Genomic DNA, 15,098 nt, shown 5'->3' with positions numbered 1-15,098 from the left:
CCGAGGCGGCGGGCGGTCCGAGGCGGCTCGAACCGCCGGGGCTCACCGCGACGGGCCGCCGTCGACGAGACGAAGCAGCTGCCGTAGCGGAAAACCGGTGGGCCGGGCCCCGACGGGCCAGAAGCTGAACACCGGCCGACCTCGGGTCATACCCGATGGCTGGCCGGTGTCCAGTTCACCTGCTGGGAGGGACAGTCGGGTGTGCCGACTGTCCCGGCGACCGGTCAGTCGCGGGCAAAGGCAAGGAGATCGGCGACGAGCCTATCGGCGGCGGTCACCGCCAAGCCGTGGGAAGCGTCGTCGTAGACGACGAGCTGGCTGTCCTTGATCAGACCGGTAGTCGCTTCGCCACACTCCGCCAGCCTGGCGATCGGATCGCGAGCACCGTGGATCACCATGGTCGGGACCGTGACATGTGGGAGATCCTCATGCAGGTCGCTGGTGAACAGCAGTCGATTCGACTCGATCGTCGCTCGGCTCGAGCACTGCAACGCCTGGTCGCTGAACCATCGGATGAACTCCGCCGACAGCGGGACATCGCCAGGCGCGGCATCGACACCGGCGTAGAAGGGGGTCGCGATCTCGGTGAAGTATCGGGGACGGTCCACCCGCAGGGCGGTCAGGACGTGTTCCAACTCCTCGGCCGTCATTCCACTCGCGTTGTCCGGTGAGCGACGCAGGGTGGGGGTGACGGTGGCGATCAGCACGGCCCGACGGACCCTGTCAGCGCCGTGCCGGGCGAGGTAGCGCACCAGTTCGGCACCACCCATCGCGTTGCCGACCAGGGTGACTTCGGTCAGCCCGAGGCCTTCGATCAGGCAGGCCAGGTCGTCGGCGAGGGTGTCGTAGTCGTAGCCGTCCCACGGCCAGTCGGATCTGCCGTGACCACGACGGTCGTAGGCGACGACCCGGATGCCGGCGGCGGCCAGTAGGGGTAGGTGCCGGTCCCACATCTGAAGACCCATCGCGGCGCTGCTCAGCAGGACCATGGGCCGACCGGCACCACTGTCTACATAGTGGATGTTGGTACCATCGGTTGCTTTGACAAACGGCATTGTATCCTCCGTGTCGTTGTTACCACTCGACTGGCAGTGATTCCAGGCCGTGGAATACGGTGTTTCGGCGGAAGAGCGTCTCAGGTCTGTCGGTGGCCAGCCGCAGTGTCGGGAACCGCGCGAACAAGGACTTCACCGCGATTGCCATTTCCAGCCGGGCGAGCGGTGCACCTTGGCAATAGTGTGGCCCAATTCCCCATTGCAAGTGCTCCTGGGTATTCCGTTGAATATCGATCCGACGCGGATTCGGAAAGACCTTGGGATCGTGGTTCCCGGCTGGTATGGATATGACGACGGCGTCGCCCTTACGCATCTGTCGGCCGCCGAGTTCCAGATCCTCGAGTGCAAGTCGAACTATGGCGTCCTGTGAGATCGACCAAAATCTCATCGATTCTTCGATGAACTGCGGTACCCGCGCTCCGTCGTCGGCAAGCACCGACTTGAGTAGATCTGCGTCGAGCAACAGACTCAGGGTGTTGAGGGCAATCTGGTTGGTCGTCGTCTCGTGACCGGCGACGAGGACCAGTCGCGCGATGCCGATCAACTCGTTGAGCGAGATCTCACCAGTTGCGAGATTGTTCACCACCAGTTGGCTGATGAGATCGTCCTGCGGGTCGTGCTGCCGGCGTTGGGCGAGTTCTGCCAGATAGTTCGACATATCCTGGTAGGCGGCGAAGGATTTCGCGGGATCGTCCTGATACATCACCATCCTGGTCTTCTCCACGAAGAACGATGAGTCTTCGTCCGGAACACCGATCAGGTTGGCGACGACCAGCGTCGGTAGTTTCCTGGAGAACGCGTCGTGCAGATCGACCGGGCGTGGCCGGGTTTCGACGTCGTCGAGCAGTCGTTCCGCCAGCGCTTCGATAGCGGGCTGCATGGCACGGACCCGCCGCGCGGTGAATTGTGACGTGATCATGCTTCTGAGTCGGTTGTGCTCCGGATCGTCCATACGCAGGAAGGACGATGGACGGTCACCCGGTGGAAGCTGGATACGGAGAGGTGCTCCCGGCAGCAGCTCGTCGGCACTGAGTCGTGGGTCCATCAGAGCCTGCTGCACGTCGGGGTGTCTGGTGACCAACCATGCGCGTCGGGCCTCGGCGGTTCCAGCCGGAATCGTTACCGCGCATGGCACGTCTTTGCGTAGCTCGTCGAGGATCGCCGGGACCGTGCCGTCGTGTGCCCGTGGAAAGGGCCAATCCAGTACGCATTGCTGTTCGTGCAGGTCCATCGCGACTCCTCATCACTGGGTGACGACAACTTGCGTGGACATATTGTTATCCGTCGACCTGACGAATTACTGACACAAACGAGGGCACGCAGATGGCTCAGGAAGCGATGACGGCGTGCGAAACGGGGACAGGAGTTGTCTCCTGCCCCCGGATCGCGCACCTGCGCAGGCGATCTTCGACTCGACGGTCGAGTCGCGTCGATCCTGTTGCGAGCGCCAGGAGCACGCGGTCAGCCCGACGCGGTCAGCCCGACAAAGCGTCCCATCGCGGCGGCGGCGTGGTCGAAGAACGCGTTCGGATCTGCGGCGAAACCCTGTACGTGTCCGTACACACTGAAGCTGACCATGCCGAGCAGCTGAGTCCACGCCACCAGGGTCCGGGCTATCGTGGTTGGTGGCAGGCCGGCAAGAAAGCCCTCGGCGAGGGCATCCACGTTCCGCTGCATCCCCTCACTCATCGTCGGGTCGTCGAACACGGTCAACGTACCGGCATCGTGAGCCTGCCTGAGCAGGCTGATGAGGATCGTGGCGGCGCGTGCGCCGACGACCATCGTCTCGGCAGGGGCGCTGTAGTCCGGTTGCGGGGGACCCCAGATCAGCACGTACCGTTCGGGGTTCGCCATGGCCCATTCGCGGATGCTGCGGCAGGTGGCTACCCACTGGCTGAGCGGACCGTGCCCAACTGCCTGTTTGGCACCGTACTCGGCGGCGTCGCCCATGTCTTGATAGGCATCCAGGATCATCGCCGTCAAAAGGTGCGCCGGGTCGGAGAAGTGGCGATGCACTTCGGCTGGGTCGACCTTGAGATCGGCGGCAATGTTCGCGAGCGGTAATGCGGCAGTTCCCTTGCGGGCCAAACGGGTGTATGCCTCACTCTTGACCTGATCAGCCACTTTCAGGCCATCGCGGTCGTCACGTGTCATATGAGATTCCAATCTCCTAGGGAACTTCCGGCCGATGCCGGGGAAGGAATTGAACCAACATACCAATCAAAATCGTGAATCCGAGTAGCCAGACCAAACCAGCCAGGAACGCAGGCGGATAGCCGCCCGGATCCGATGAACCGCCCAATCGGTTGTAGAAGATCACACCGACGATGGCCACGCCTACCGCACCGCCGACCTGTTGCGAGGTCGCGAGTACGCCAGACGCCGCCCCGGCGTACTCCGGATCGAGATTGGCGAGAACGGTGTTGGTCAACGGGGCGAGCACGAGCCCCATGCCTGCGCCCGCGAGTGCGAAGCCAGGCACCAGGACCGAGGTCCGGCCGCCGGTCCCGAGCCCGCTGACGATCAGATGCGTGATCGACAGCCCGATGAACATGACCGCCGAGCCGACCGTCAGGACGTGTCGTCCGATACGCCGGGATACCGCCTCGGCGTACAGCGAGGTGAGGAAGTATCCCGCGGCGATCGGAGTGAAGATGATCCCCGATTCGAGCGGTGTCATCCCTTGGCCCTCCTGCAGGTAGATTGCGAGGAAGAGGAAGAACGACCCCATTAGCATGTTGAACAGCATCGTGACGATCAACCCCACGCTGAAGGCTCGCTCCCGGAACAGCCGTACGTCGATCAGCGGTCCCCCGGATCGGGCGAGGAGCATGCTCTGGTATCGGACGAAGGCGGCCAAGACCGGAACGGAGGCGGCCAGCATGAGCCAGGTCCAGAGTGGCCATCCGCGCTCCCGCCCTTCGACCAGCGGCAGAACGAGCGCGACCAGTCCCGCAGCGACCAGTACGGTGCCGATGAAGTCGAGTTTGCTGCTGGCTCCCGCCCGGGATTCGGGTACGAATCGTAAGGTGAGAAAGAACGTCACTACGCCGATCGGTACATTCACCAGATAACAATTTCGCCAGCTCAGGTTCATGATGTCGGCTGCAATGAGCAGGCCGCCGATCAGCTGCCCACAGACCGATGCCAGCCCGAGCGTGACGGCGTAGGCAGTGAAGGCACGTGCGCGTGCTGCTCCTGCGTAGACCACGCCGAGAATCGCCAGCCCCTGCGGCATCAGCAAGGCTGCTGACCAGCCTTGTGCAATTCGGGCGGCAACCAGGAAGTCCGCAGTCGGTGCCAAACCGCAGGCGGCGGAGGACGCGGTGAAGCAGGCCAGCCCGATGAGAAAGACGCGGCGTCGGCCGTAGATGTCACCGATGCGGCCACCGATGATCAATCCAGTGGCCAGTGACAGCCAGTAACCGGCAATGATGAATTGAATTGCCGCCGGACTTGCTTCCAAGTCGCGCTGGGTCGACGGGATCGCGACGTTGACGATGAAGAAATCCAGCGCGACCATGAAGATCGCAGCCAGGATGATAGGCATCACAACCCAGCGCGGCCCGGCACCCGTTGCCTGCCCGCCGGATCGCGTGGCCTCGACTTGGTCCGCGGATGTCACCGTTCCCGACATCTCTACCTCCCTTCGACGAAACTCGTGGCGGCTGTGCACCCGACGACTGCCGCCCGGAGCGTCGCCGCCCGCCATGTCCACACCGCTGCTGTCCGACGCGTGACCGGCGACCCTGTCAGGGTTGATGTGCCAGTGCCGTCGGTAGATGTCTGACCGGGTTGTCGCCGCTGGCGGACTCTTCCCGGCTATCTTGGTGGTTATGGTCCGTTCTGTCGATTACGTCCTGGGTAAAGTGACTAGCCCGGATCATTTGGAGTGTCGACGGCTTGTTGGGCCGGGATTCCGACAGGAGCCCCCAACTGTTCGCTGACAGCAACATTGCGCGAGGTTCTGGCGGTCGGAAGTCAGCAGGCCGACTGCATTCCTTTGATCCGTTTCGTGGATCCGCCTGATTGCCGTTCGTGCCCAGCTGAGCGATCCGATGCATCCACAGCCTTGTGCGCTGGTGGACTTCTGACTGTTTGTCAGTATAAGGACACATCCTGATGTGATCCATACCACTGGGGATTGGGAGTCATGATCACTTTCAGTGTCGGTGTGGCTGCGTATGGCTTGTGTTGCGTAGAGGTGGGTCAGTGTGCGTGGTGTCCTTGCGGGCCGGGCGGGCGTGGTGTGACCTGGGTGGCAGGTGAACTTGTCGGGGGTGGGTGGTGGCCGATGCTTCGTCGGCCGAAATAGTTACCGGCGCAAGAGGTCGTTGCTCGTTGTGCATAACGCAGTTTGGTCATCGAGCCGTGGCTACCTGGCACGTAATTGACCGTCGTGTTGGGTGCGGCAGTGTTGTGCCTATGTTCCGTGGCTGTTGCCGCCGGTGGTCAGCTCATTGGCTAGCTGGGCGGTTGACTTGTCCTGCGTCCGTTGTCGTTCTGTCTTCTATCCGTCAATCGATCTGCTGTAGCAATGTTTAATACCATTGACGAGTGCAACTTCCACCGCTAGCCTCTACTGGGGAGCGGAACTAGGATCGCCTTGCGGAAGGGATGTCGTCTCGTCTGAGTCAATTACTCCTCCGATTCGGAGTTGTTGTTCAACACTGGTTTCGATGTGGCCGGCAAGTGAACGCGCGGGAGGGATTGACATGGAATTCTGGATCCTGGGAAGAGTGACGGTCGGATCCAGGGACAAGGTGATTCATTTCCGAAGCGGGATGCAGTGCGTGCTGCTGGCAGCCCTGCTCGCTGCGGAGGGGCAGGCGGTCTCGACCGGCTCGCTGATAACCGAGCTGTGGGGCAACAATCCGCCTGATCAGGTAGAGAACGCGCTGCAGGCGCACGTGAGTCGGCTACGGCGCAAGCTTCAGTCGATCGAGCCCGGGCGGGCGACGTCGCGGCTGCAGGTACAGGCCAGCGGTTATCGTCTCGTGCTGGACGGTGCGAGCGTCGACGCCATGACGTTCACGTCGTCACTGAACGATGCCAGAGCCTTGGCCATGTCGCGGCCCGCCGAGTCCGCCTATCGGCTGCGGGCGGCCCTGGCGCTGTGGCGCGGCCCAGTCTTCGGCGGCGTGACTATCGGGTTGACCGCTCAAGCCGCGGCGGCCCGAATCGAGGCGTCCCGGATCGCGGCGCTGGAACTTCTCTTCGACACCGAGCTTCAGCTCGGTGGGCACACGCACATTGTGCCCGAATTGACCGCTCTCGTACGGGCCGAAGCGCCCAACGAACGGCTGTGCGAGCAGCTCATGGTGGCGCTGTACAGGTGCGGCCGACAGACAGACGCGCTCAGTGTCTACCAGTGGATGCGTAACCGAATGGCCGAGGAACTCGGCGTTGATCCGTCGCCGATGTTGCGCCACCACGAGCGAGCCATCCTTTCGCATGACCCGGAACTGCGACTCAGAGAAGGCCACCTCAATCTCCGCGAGCGGGTCTGCTGACAGCGCGGTTCGCCGGGCACGACGACCGCGCCGCGCGGACGATGCTCTCGCCGCCGGGCTGTCTCCATTGACGTGCACATCCTCGGCAGACGCAGGACGATATCTCGTTCGGCGGATGGCGAGCCGCATTACGCTACTGCACTCGCGTGCCATCGCCCTGATCGGGCCCACTCCGTACCGTGTCGCTGCCTTGACGGATGCTGGGCCCCGGAGTCGCGCCGGGGTGAGGCTCACGTACCTCACGAACTCCCGTGAGGTACGTGAGCCTCACCCCGGGGGCGCTCTACGTCACCTGCCTTCGGTGCGCCGTCCTGGCCTGCTGCTGGGCCCAGGCTGTCGCGTCAGCTGTCAGCCGGCGATTCCGGGTCCAGCCGGTTGACCGCGACCAGCGCCTCGTCCGCCTGGGCTGCGAGTTTTAGATCGTCCGGTGCTCCGCAGATCGCGGCGAACAGTTCGGCGACCCTGCCGAGTGCTGCGGTGAGCTGGGCTTGCCTGTCATCCGTCATCGGTTCCTCCAGTGGTGGCGCTGGCTGGATGCCAGCTGCGGTGTGCGTACCCGAGCTGTCGTACCGGACCGTCGTACCGGAGTCAGAAGGCGTTCGACGCCCGGAAGATGTGGGCGAAGCCCGCGATGCTCGCCGACCCGTGGAAGGCTACGTACTCCGGTACGAACAGGTCAGGAGCCCACTTGTCCTTGTAAGCCAGCTGTGACTGCGCCGGGTAGACCGCCTCGCCGTGGTGCCACAGCAACTCCATTAACCGGCGGAAACCACGGTCGTGTCCGGGCAGCTCGCACTCGCGACGAAGCCCGCTGAACGGTGTGAACCCGAAGTGCAGCCAGGCGGACCCCTCCGTGCGGAAGGTCTCGATGGCATGCACGTTGATCGCTTCCATGATGCCGGGCAGTCGGCTCGGCAGCCGCCGGCTGAGGTCGTGCATCCAGCCCGACCGGCTACCGAACACCGGCGAGTAGGAGATGTAGCCAACGGGTGCCTCGTCGATGAAGCCGATGAACATGCGCCGGTGCGGCTGCATCGCGTCACCGTACTGCCCAACCAGGTACTCCAACGGCCGCGCGTGCTCACCCTTGTCGCGTAGCCAGACCTGGTCGATCTCGCGCAGTGCGGGGAACCAGCGGTCGTCCGTCGCTTCTGAGATGACCAGTCCGGCCCGTAGCGCCCGGGAGATCTTGTTGCGCAACTGCATGAACTTCGTGCCTCGGAGGGAGAAGTCCGCAAGGCTGCGCGCCCACGAGGCGCCGACCTGGTTGACGGTGAATCCACGATCCGCGTAGATCGGCGCGTCGGCCTGCTGGACCTGCACCGACACCACTTCGAGGCCCTCCTCCCGGGCCATGGCGACGAACCCGTCGAGCAGCGGCCGGTAGGAGGCCGCGGGTGCGAACGGGCCACCGAACTGGACGAGGAAGCGTCCGGAGCGGCGGTAGACGATCACTCCTTCGTGCCCGGGCAGCTGGAAGTACCGGTTCCCCTCGCTGACCGCGAGGAAGGAGCTCGGATTCTCTGCCGAGGTGTAGGTGCGAATAGCGTGCAGGGCGGGATTTCCGGTGGTGAGGATGCCAGTCACTTCATGCTCCTGTCCGTGGAGTACCTCATCGAGTACACCGCTGGCCTCGACTTCAGTCTAGAGGGCATCGAGGCTGATAAGAACCGGCTTCTCCGAGGTGTCAGTGGGTTGTCAGTGTGTGGTCAGTGGGTGGTTGCAGTATTGGTGTCATCGAGAGCGAGGCCGGAGTTGATGGTCGCGGGTGTTGGCCGGATTCTGGGGTTGAGTGATCGATGGGGAGAGGTACCCGAAGTGGTCTATTGGGGGCCGGGGTCTACTCGGTCGGGCATTGCCCACGCAGGTTCGAATCCTGCCCTCTCCGCAGTTGCTGATCTCTGGGTGAGATTTTGTGGTGGTTGATTTCGCCGGTGGGCCGGTTTGGCCGTGGCGGCCGTGTCGTGAGCGTGTGTGATGCGCTGTTCGTTGGTCTTTTTGAGTCTTGGCCGGTGTGCCGACGGTTGTCGTTTCGGTGGGGCCAGTTTTTGTTACGTTGCGTTGTTTGGGGTGGTGGTGGCTGGGTTTTGGGGTGTCAGTGGGTGGTCAGTGTGTGGTCAGTGGGTGGTTGCAGTATTGGTGTCATCGAGAGCGAGGCCGGAGTTGATGGTCGCGGGTGTTGGCCGGATTCTGGGGTTGAGTGATCGATGGGGAGAGGTACCCGAAGTGGTCTATTGGGGGCCGGGGTCTACTCGGTCGGGCATTGCCCACGCAGGTTCGAATCCTGCCCTCTCCGCAGTTGCTGATCTCTGGGTGAGATTTTGTGGTGGTTGATTTCGCCGGTGGGCCGGTTTGGCCGTGGCGGCCGTGTCGTGAGCGTGTGTGATGCGCTGTTCGTTGGTCTTTTTGAGTCTTGGCCGGTGTGCCGACGGTTGTCGTTTCGGTGGGGCCAGTTTTTGTTGCGTTGCGTTGTTTGGGGTGGTGGTGGCTGGGTTTTGGGGTGTCAGTGGGTGGTCAGTGTGTGGTCAGTGGGTGGTTGCAGTATTGGTGTCATCGAGAGCGAGGCCGGAGTTGATGGTCGCGGGTGTTGGCCGGATTCTGGGGTTGAGTGATCGATGGGGAGAGGTACCCGAAGTGGTCTATTGGGGGCCGGGGTCTACTCGGTCGGGCATTGCCCACGCAGGTTCGAATCCTGCCCTCTCCGCAACCGGTTACGTTCGGAGAAGAGTTGCGATGCCACGAGAAGAGATGGCTAACCGTCTTGCCCTGATTATCGCCAATCCGGCGGCCGGTACGAACAGTCCGGAGACGGTGGCGGACTTGGCCGCCCGGTGCCGGCAGTTCCTGTTACGCGTCGAGGTGCACTGGACCTCGGGGCCCGGCGACGCATCGGCGGTGGCGCACGATTCCGTGGCCCGCCCGGAAGCCACCCGACCCGAGATCATCATCGCGGTGGGCGGTGACGGCACGGTACGCGAGGTGGTCTCCGGCCTGGTCGCGGCGACCCGGTTGGCGCCGGTCAGCGCCACCGGCAGTGGTGATCCGGGCAGTTCGGGCCCGGTACCGACGCTGCTGGTGATCCCAGCCGGCACCGGCAACTCCAACTACCTCGCCCAGTGGGGTGACCTGCCCTGGCAGGACGCGGTGACAGCAGCGCTGTCGCCCTCCGCAACCGGTGGTGCCGCAACCGGACCAACCGGGACCGGACCAACCGGGACCGGACCGGATGAGACCGAACCGGCAGCTGATCGAATCGGCCGGGAGGTGCGAAAGCTCGACCTCTGCCGGCTCGTGGAGACTGACGAGTTGGTGATGCTGGGTGCCTGTTCGGGCCTGATCGCCAAGGCGTTGCGGTTCGCGCCCGACGTACCGCTGACCGGCCGGTCCCGCTACCAGGTGGCCCTGGCGTGCGCAGCTGCGGGCTTCTCGGCGTACCCGGGCCGGGTCACGGTCGACGGCCAGATCGTGCATGAAGGACGAACCGTGCTGGCGAACGTCGGCGGCGGTCGGCACCGTGGTGGTCAGTACGAGGTGCTGCCGTACTCGGTTCTCGACGACGGGCTGCTCGACGTGTGCGTCATCGGGGACGACATCGCACCTGCGGACGTGCCCGAGCTGACCCGGACCGCGCAGCACCTGGACCGTCTCGGGACCGTGTACGCGCGGGGCCGCCAGATCACGATCAGCAACACAGCCGGCGACCCGTTGTGGTTCGAGCACGACGGCGAACTGCTGCCGAGGATCTGGCCGAGCGTGACGCTGGAAGTGCTGCCGCGAGCGCTACCGGTGTTCTGCCGGGCCGGTCGACTCGACCGGGTCCGATCCGCCCCGGGTACGGGGTGAAACCTTGGCCGCCCCGTTGCGCGATCTGTCCTCGGCACCGCTGCACCAGCCGGGCTCGACCCTGCTCGGTGCGCTGTGCGAATGGGCCGCCCAGGTCCGGTTCACCGACCTTCCGGAGCCGGTGGTCGAACTCGCGGCCAGCCAGATCCTCGCCCATCTCGCGGCGATCCGAGCGGGGCTACGGCACTCCCTCGGCCGCCGGCTGGTCGACGCGTACGGTCCGGTCTTTCAGACGGATCCACGGCGTACGGCCGGGGTTCTGGCGGCGGCCGGGTCGTGGTTGAACCTCGACGACACGGCGTACGCCGGGCACCTGGCCGCATCCACCGTGAGCGTCCCGCTCGCCTACGCCGCCGCCGGGCGCGTCGACGGGCGGACCCTGCTGAAGGCCGTGGTCGTGGCCAACGAATGCGCCGCCCGGATAACCGCTGCCGCCACCCTGGGACCGTTGCGCGGCCAAAGCGCGATGCACACCCATCTGGCCGGTGCGGTGGCCGGGCGGCTGAGCTGTGCGGACGTATCCGCCCGATGTTGGACCGACGCGATGAGCCTGGCGTTTGCCGCCCCGCCCTGGCCGGTCATGCACGCGTTCCTGGGCGGTGCGGCGAAGCTGTTGCACGTACTGGTGCCGGTGCGCTCGGCCATGGACGCCTGCGACGGGGCGATCGCCGGATTGACCGGCCCCGCCGACGTCCTGGAGCATCCTCGGGGGTTTCTCGCCCGGTTCGCGACGGTTCCCGTCCCGCAGGTGGTCACCGATCTGCTCGGGCAGCGGTGGCATACCGAGACGTTGTCGTTCAAGCTGCGGCCCGGCGGCCCCGGCATCGACGCGGCCGTCGACTGCGCCATCGCGTTGCACCATCAGGTGGATCCTGCCGCGATCGTGGACATCGAGGTCGCGGCATCGGTCTACACCTTGTTCGCGGCCAGGCAGGCGACCGAGTACCTCGCCGGCCCGGACAGCCCGATCAGCGCGCTCCTGCTCTCGACCGGTTACCCGGTCGCGACGGCTCTGCTCACCGGCGACCTTACCGCCGCGGACTTCGACCAGCCGGCGATCGCCGATCCGGCCCGTTGGGCCCTCGCGGAACGGGTACGCCTTGTCCACGAGCCGACGATGACCTCCCAACTGCTCACCTGCGTCGCTCCGTTCGGCGCGGCCCTGCTGCAGGCAGGGGATCGGGCGTTGCCCTGGCTGCGCCAGTTCGTCGGCGTCGACGTGGCCGCGTCGGTGTTGCGGAACGGCCGGACGGTGGATGCCGACGGCGCCCTCGGGCGGGGCGACCTTCCGCCGGCTCTGGTCTCCTTCCGGGACGCGGCGAAGGCGACTCCGGCTCGGCTTCTGGTCCGGCTCGCCGACGGGCGGTCTCTGAGCCGGGAGCAGACCATTCCGCTCGGTGGGGCCGGACCGCAGACCCGCCGGACACACCGCGAGCTGGTCCGCGCGAAGTTCGCCGCCAGTGGCGGCGCAGGTGCCGTGGCCGACGAGATCGAGAATCTCGTGGAAACCACCCCGCAGCGTCTTGCGGTGCTTGTGCAGAACGCCCTGCGCTGAAGTTTCCGTCATCTTTCCGTCAGTGCTTTCCGGCAAGACGGAAACGGTTATAACTGTTGTTTCCAGGTCGCTCATTGCATGTCGCTGATCTGTGCTGTCGGTCGTCAGGTGGTTGTCAGCCAGCCGTCAGGAGTTGCTGGCAATATTCTGTTGTCTCACTGATTGAGGACACCTGGGGTGTTCTTGCCAATGGCTCGAGGAGCTGTTCGAGTGGCTATCGCCAGTGACGTCAATGCCGTGCGCCCCATATCTCGGGGTGGAATCGCAGGCGTATCCGAGAATCCGCCACCGGTGCCGGTGCGCAGCTACGATTCCTACATCGGTGACCGAGACGTGCCGGGTGCGGGGTGGGTGTACACGGTCAGTTCCCGATCGCTGCTGGAGGACGTCTTCACCAGTGTGAGTGTCAAGCGCACTCTGGAGCAGAATCCCGACTCGTCAGCCGCGCTACATCCCTATGTGGTCGGCCGTGCCGCAGTGGCCACAACGGAGGACATCGACGCCGCGGTCGACGCCGCGGTGCACGCCCGGACCGGCTGGGCAGCTGTTCCGCTCGATGACCGGATGCGTCTCGGGGAACTGTTCCTGACGCAGCTACGGGAGAACCGGGAAGCGTTCCTCTCCTTGCTGATGGCCGAAGCGCACCCACGGATGCTCGCCGAATGGGAGCTCTCCTGCCTGGAACAGGTCTACAGCGCGGAAAGCTGTTCCTGGTACCGCCAGCAGATGCAGGCCGAGTTCCAGTACGGCCCACGACGCCTGGTCGTGCGCCGCAGCCCGGACGGTGTGGTGTGCATCAACCCTCCGCAGAACGCGCCGGCGCCCAGTGCCGCGCTCGCGGTGCTGGTCCTGATGGCCGGCAACACGGTCGTGGTCCGAGCGCCCAGAAGCATCGCGTTGAGCACCATGTACGTCGTGCGGGAGCTGATCGCGCCGCTGCTGACGGAGCTGGGCGCGCCGCCGGGCACCCTCAACGTCGTCTGCAGCAAGCCGCAGCAGACGCTCGACCGGTGGCTGGAGCACCCGGGTGTGGACGACATCATCTACTTCGGCGGGAGTGAGGAGGGACTGCAGTTCGAGAGAGAGTGCGTCGCCCGTGGGAAGAAGCCCGTCCTTGAGCTGGCCGGCAACGACGGCCTGGTGGTCTGGCGGGATGCGGATCTGTCGATGGCCGCAGAGGCGGTCACCGAGTGCTTCTACGGGTCCGGCCAGATCTGCATGGTACCCAACTACGTTTTGGCGCATCCGTCGATCGCCGACGACCTGCTGGCCGAGGTCGTCCGCCAGGTCGCCAACGTCCGTCCGGGCTATCCCGAGGACCGGGGCGTGCTGCTGTCCCCGGTACGGCGTAGCGAACGGTTTTTCCGTCTCCTGCGACAGGCCCTGGACGCGGGCGCGGAACTGGTCTGCGGCGGGCGTCGGACCGAACTCGACGGCACCCCGTCGGACACCGGTGTCTTCCTCGAACCGACAGTCGTCCGGGTCAACGGTCTGGCCGGTGCACGGCGGTTCGACGTCGTCGCTCACGAGACCTTCTTTCCGCTCATCCCGGTGGTCGTCCCGGACGATGACGACGATGTGGCACTGCTCGACGGCTTTGTCGAATTCATCAACTCCAACCGTTACGGCCTGCGTAATTCGCTGTGGGCCGAGGACCAGCGGGTGATCGACACTTTCGTCACCCGTACCCACAACGGGGGCCTGCTCAAGGTCAACGATTCGCACATCGGCTTCCTGCCCTATCTGCCGAGCCACGGCGGAACCGGGCTGACCGGAGGAGCGTTCGGCGAAGCCAACTATCCCATTCTCAAGACATCTCACCTGCAGGGCGTGAGCGTGTCGGCCGGCATTCGACCGCGTACCGCTGTCTTCGGCGAGTAATACCTCCATCCGGGTCCGGCGCGGTTCAGGTAGCCAGCCGTGCCGGGCCGACTGGCCAGGACAATCGCTACAGGAGTTGATTCGAAATGCGATCTCTCGACCTTGCGCGCGCCGCATGCGAGAAATTCCATCCAGGTCTGTGCGATGCGCTCGCCGCTACCCCGTTGTCCGTCCACGAGTCCGAACAGACCACGACGATCAAGACCTACCGTGCGTACGGTGGTGCCGGACTGCTGGTGCCTGCCGCGTACGGGGGCGCAGGTGCCGATGCGCTGGAGGCGGTCCGCGTCACCCGTGCCATCTCGGCGTACTCGCCGTCGTTGGGGGCGGCGGTGACGATGCACCACTTCACCGCCGCGATGCTTTTCAAGCTGGCCGAGACGGCCGGCAGACTCACCCCGGCTCAGATGTCGCTGCTGGGCCGGGTGGCGCCGGAAGGGCTGCTGATGGCCTCGGGCTGGGCCGAGGGTCGCCCCAACGCCAACATCCTGACGCCGAGCGTGACGGCCCGTCCCGCGCCCGACGGTGGCTATCTGGTCAGTGGCGGGAAGCGGCCGTGCAGCCTGTCCGCCTCGATGGACCTTCTCACCGCCAGCATCGCCGTACCCGACGAGACCGGCCGGCCGAGCCTGGCCGTCCTGCTGATTCCGGCGCAGAGCCCGGGTGTCTCGGTCCACCCGTTCTGGTCGACCTACGTGCTGCCGGGTGCCGAGAGCGACGAGGTACGGCTGACCGACGTGCACGTACCAGAGGATCTTGTCATCCGGACCGTGCCGGACGACCCGGACCGGCTCGACGACCTGCAGACCGCCGGGTTCGTCTGGTTCGAGATGATGATTACCTCGGTCTATCTCGGTGCGGCGAGCGCACTGGCCGAACGCGCGCTCGCCAGCGGCCGCGGATCCGCGACCGATCGGGCGGCGATGGCGATCTGCCTGGAGTCCGCCATCGCGGGGGTCGAGGGGGTCGCCAGGGCGGTCCTCGATGGTGTCGACGGTGACGAGGCGGTGGCCGCCGTTCTGGTCGCCCGGTACGCGGCACAGGACGCCATCCGCCGGACCACCGATTCCGCTGTCGAACTACTCGGCGGGATGGCGTTCATCTCCTCGAGCGACGTCGCCTACCTGGCCGCCGCCGCCCGGCCGCTGGTATTCCACCCGCCGTCGCAGGCCAGCGCGGCTGAGCCGTTGGTCGACTACTTCGCCGGCCAACCGCTGGTGCTGTCCTGAGCTGTCCACGACCCCTGTCCAC

General features: G+C 65.2%; 11 protein-coding genes and 3 tRNA genes. 8 read left to right on the top strand and 6 right to left on the bottom strand.

Features of this window, described 5'->3' with window-relative positions:
- Positions 1-224 precede the first annotated feature (224 nt).
- From ACN27F_RS13240 to ACN27F_RS13225, 4 genes are all read right to left on the bottom strand, one after another.
- Positions 225-1,055, bottom strand: coding sequence for an alpha/beta fold hydrolase (locus ACN27F_RS13240; protein ID WP_421433667.1), 831 nt, complete (start codon positions 1,053-1,055; stop codon positions 225-227).
- A 19-nt stretch (positions 1,056-1,074) separates the two neighbouring features.
- On the bottom strand, positions 1,075-2,286 hold the full coding sequence (locus tag ACN27F_RS13235) for a cytochrome P450 (RefSeq protein WP_421433665.1): 1,212 nt from the start codon (positions 2,284-2,286) through the stop codon (positions 1,075-1,077).
- A 230-nt stretch (positions 2,287-2,516) separates the two neighbouring features.
- On the bottom strand, positions 2,517-3,209 hold the full coding sequence (locus ACN27F_RS13230; protein WP_421433663.1) for a TetR/AcrR family transcriptional regulator: 693 nt from the start codon (positions 3,207-3,209) through the stop codon (positions 2,517-2,519).
- Between the two features lie 16 nt (positions 3,210-3,225).
- Positions 3,226-4,767, bottom strand: a complete 1,542-nt coding sequence (locus ACN27F_RS13225; protein WP_421433662.1) for an MFS transporter — start codon at positions 4,765-4,767, stop codon at positions 3,226-3,228.
- A 1,003-nt stretch (positions 4,768-5,770) separates the two neighbouring features.
- On the opposite strand from ACN27F_RS13225, the gene ACN27F_RS13220 reads away from it, so the two are divergent.
- Positions 5,771-6,568, top strand: coding sequence for an AfsR/SARP family transcriptional regulator (locus tag ACN27F_RS13220; protein ID WP_421433661.1), 798 nt, complete (start codon positions 5,771-5,773; stop codon positions 6,566-6,568).
- Positions 6,569-6,909: 341 nt separating this feature from the next.
- On the opposite strand, the gene ACN27F_RS13215 is transcribed toward ACN27F_RS13220, so the two are convergent.
- Both ACN27F_RS13215 and ACN27F_RS13210 read right to left on the bottom strand, forming a co-directional pair.
- Entirely contained in the window at positions 6,910-7,074 is a 165-nt protein-coding gene (locus ACN27F_RS13215) for a hypothetical protein (protein WP_421433660.1), read from the bottom strand.
- Positions 7,075-7,156: 82 nt separating this feature from the next.
- Positions 7,157-8,155: a bifunctional lysylphosphatidylglycerol flippase/synthetase MprF gene (locus ACN27F_RS13210; protein WP_421433659.1), complete on the bottom strand. Its 999-nt coding sequence runs from the start codon at positions 8,153-8,155 to the stop codon at positions 7,157-7,159.
- A gap of 216 nt (positions 8,156-8,371) precedes the next feature.
- Between ACN27F_RS13210 and ACN27F_RS13205 the strand changes: the two genes are divergently transcribed.
- The 7 genes from ACN27F_RS13205 (at position 8,372) to ACN27F_RS13175 (ending at position 15,076) form a co-directional block, all read left to right on the top strand.
- Positions 8,372-8,456, top strand: a tRNA-Arg gene (locus ACN27F_RS13205).
- A 323-nt stretch (positions 8,457-8,779) separates the two neighbouring features.
- Positions 8,780-8,864 (top strand) — tRNA-Arg (locus ACN27F_RS13200).
- 323 nt (positions 8,865-9,187) lie between these two features.
- Positions 9,188-9,272, top strand: a tRNA-Arg gene (locus ACN27F_RS13195).
- A gap of 44 nt (positions 9,273-9,316) precedes the next feature.
- Complete coding sequence (locus ACN27F_RS13190; protein WP_421433658.1) at positions 9,317-10,411, top strand: diacylglycerol/lipid kinase family protein; 1,095 nt, start codon at positions 9,317-9,319, stop codon at positions 10,409-10,411.
- Between the two features lie 4 nt (positions 10,412-10,415).
- Positions 10,416-11,966, top strand: a complete 1,551-nt coding sequence (locus tag ACN27F_RS13185) for an MmgE/PrpD family protein (protein WP_421433657.1) — start codon at positions 10,416-10,418, stop codon at positions 11,964-11,966.
- A 297-nt stretch (positions 11,967-12,263) separates the two neighbouring features.
- Positions 12,264-13,847 (top strand): aldehyde dehydrogenase family protein, encoded by a 1,584-nt coding sequence (locus ACN27F_RS13180; protein ID WP_421433656.1) that lies wholly within the window; start codon positions 12,264-12,266, stop codon positions 13,845-13,847.
- An 86-nt stretch (positions 13,848-13,933) separates the two neighbouring features.
- Positions 13,934-15,076: an acyl-CoA dehydrogenase family protein gene (locus tag ACN27F_RS13175; protein WP_421433655.1), complete on the top strand. Its 1,143-nt coding sequence runs from the start codon at positions 13,934-13,936 to the stop codon at positions 15,074-15,076.
- Positions 15,077-15,098: the final 22 nt, after the last annotated feature.

The sequence above is a fragment of the Solwaraspora sp. WMMB335 genome, from assembly GCF_049179075.1.
Taxonomy (GTDB): Bacteria; Actinomycetota; Actinomycetes; order Mycobacteriales; family Micromonosporaceae; genus Micromonospora_E.
The sequence above is the reverse complement of the archived record's forward strand: the minus strand, read 5'-3'. Positions and strand labels throughout refer to the sequence as shown.

What these genes read in the sequence shown, in the direction of transcription:
- ACN27F_RS13175 (WP_421433655.1), top strand. Translation starts at nt 13,934, where the DNA reads ATGCGATCTCTCGACCTTGCGCGCGCCGCATGCGAGAAATTCCATCCA.
- ACN27F_RS13190 (WP_421433658.1), top strand. Translation starts at nt 9,317, where the DNA reads ATGGCTAACCGTCTTGCCCTGATTATCGCCAATCCGGCGGCCGGTACG.
- ACN27F_RS13220 (WP_421433661.1), top strand. Translation starts at nt 5,771, where the DNA reads ATGGAATTCTGGATCCTGGGAAGAGTGACGGTCGGATCCAGGGACAAG.
- ACN27F_RS13215 (WP_421433660.1), bottom strand. Translation starts at nt 7,074, where the DNA reads ATGACGGATGACAGGCAAGCCCAGCTCACCGCAGCACTCGGCAGGGTC.
- ACN27F_RS13235 (WP_421433665.1), bottom strand. Translation starts at nt 2,286, where the DNA reads ATGGACCTGCACGAACAGCAATGCGTACTGGATTGGCCCTTTCCACGG.
- ACN27F_RS13230 (WP_421433663.1), bottom strand. Translation starts at nt 3,209, where the DNA reads ATGACACGTGACGACCGCGATGGCCTGAAAGTGGCTGATCAGGTCAAG.
- ACN27F_RS13225 (WP_421433662.1), bottom strand. Translation starts at nt 4,767, where the DNA reads ATGGCGGGCGGCGACGCTCCGGGCGGCAGTCGTCGGGTGCACAGCCGC.
- ACN27F_RS13240 (WP_421433667.1), bottom strand. Translation starts at nt 1,055, where the DNA reads ATGCCGTTTGTCAAAGCAACCGATGGTACCAACATCCACTATGTAGAC.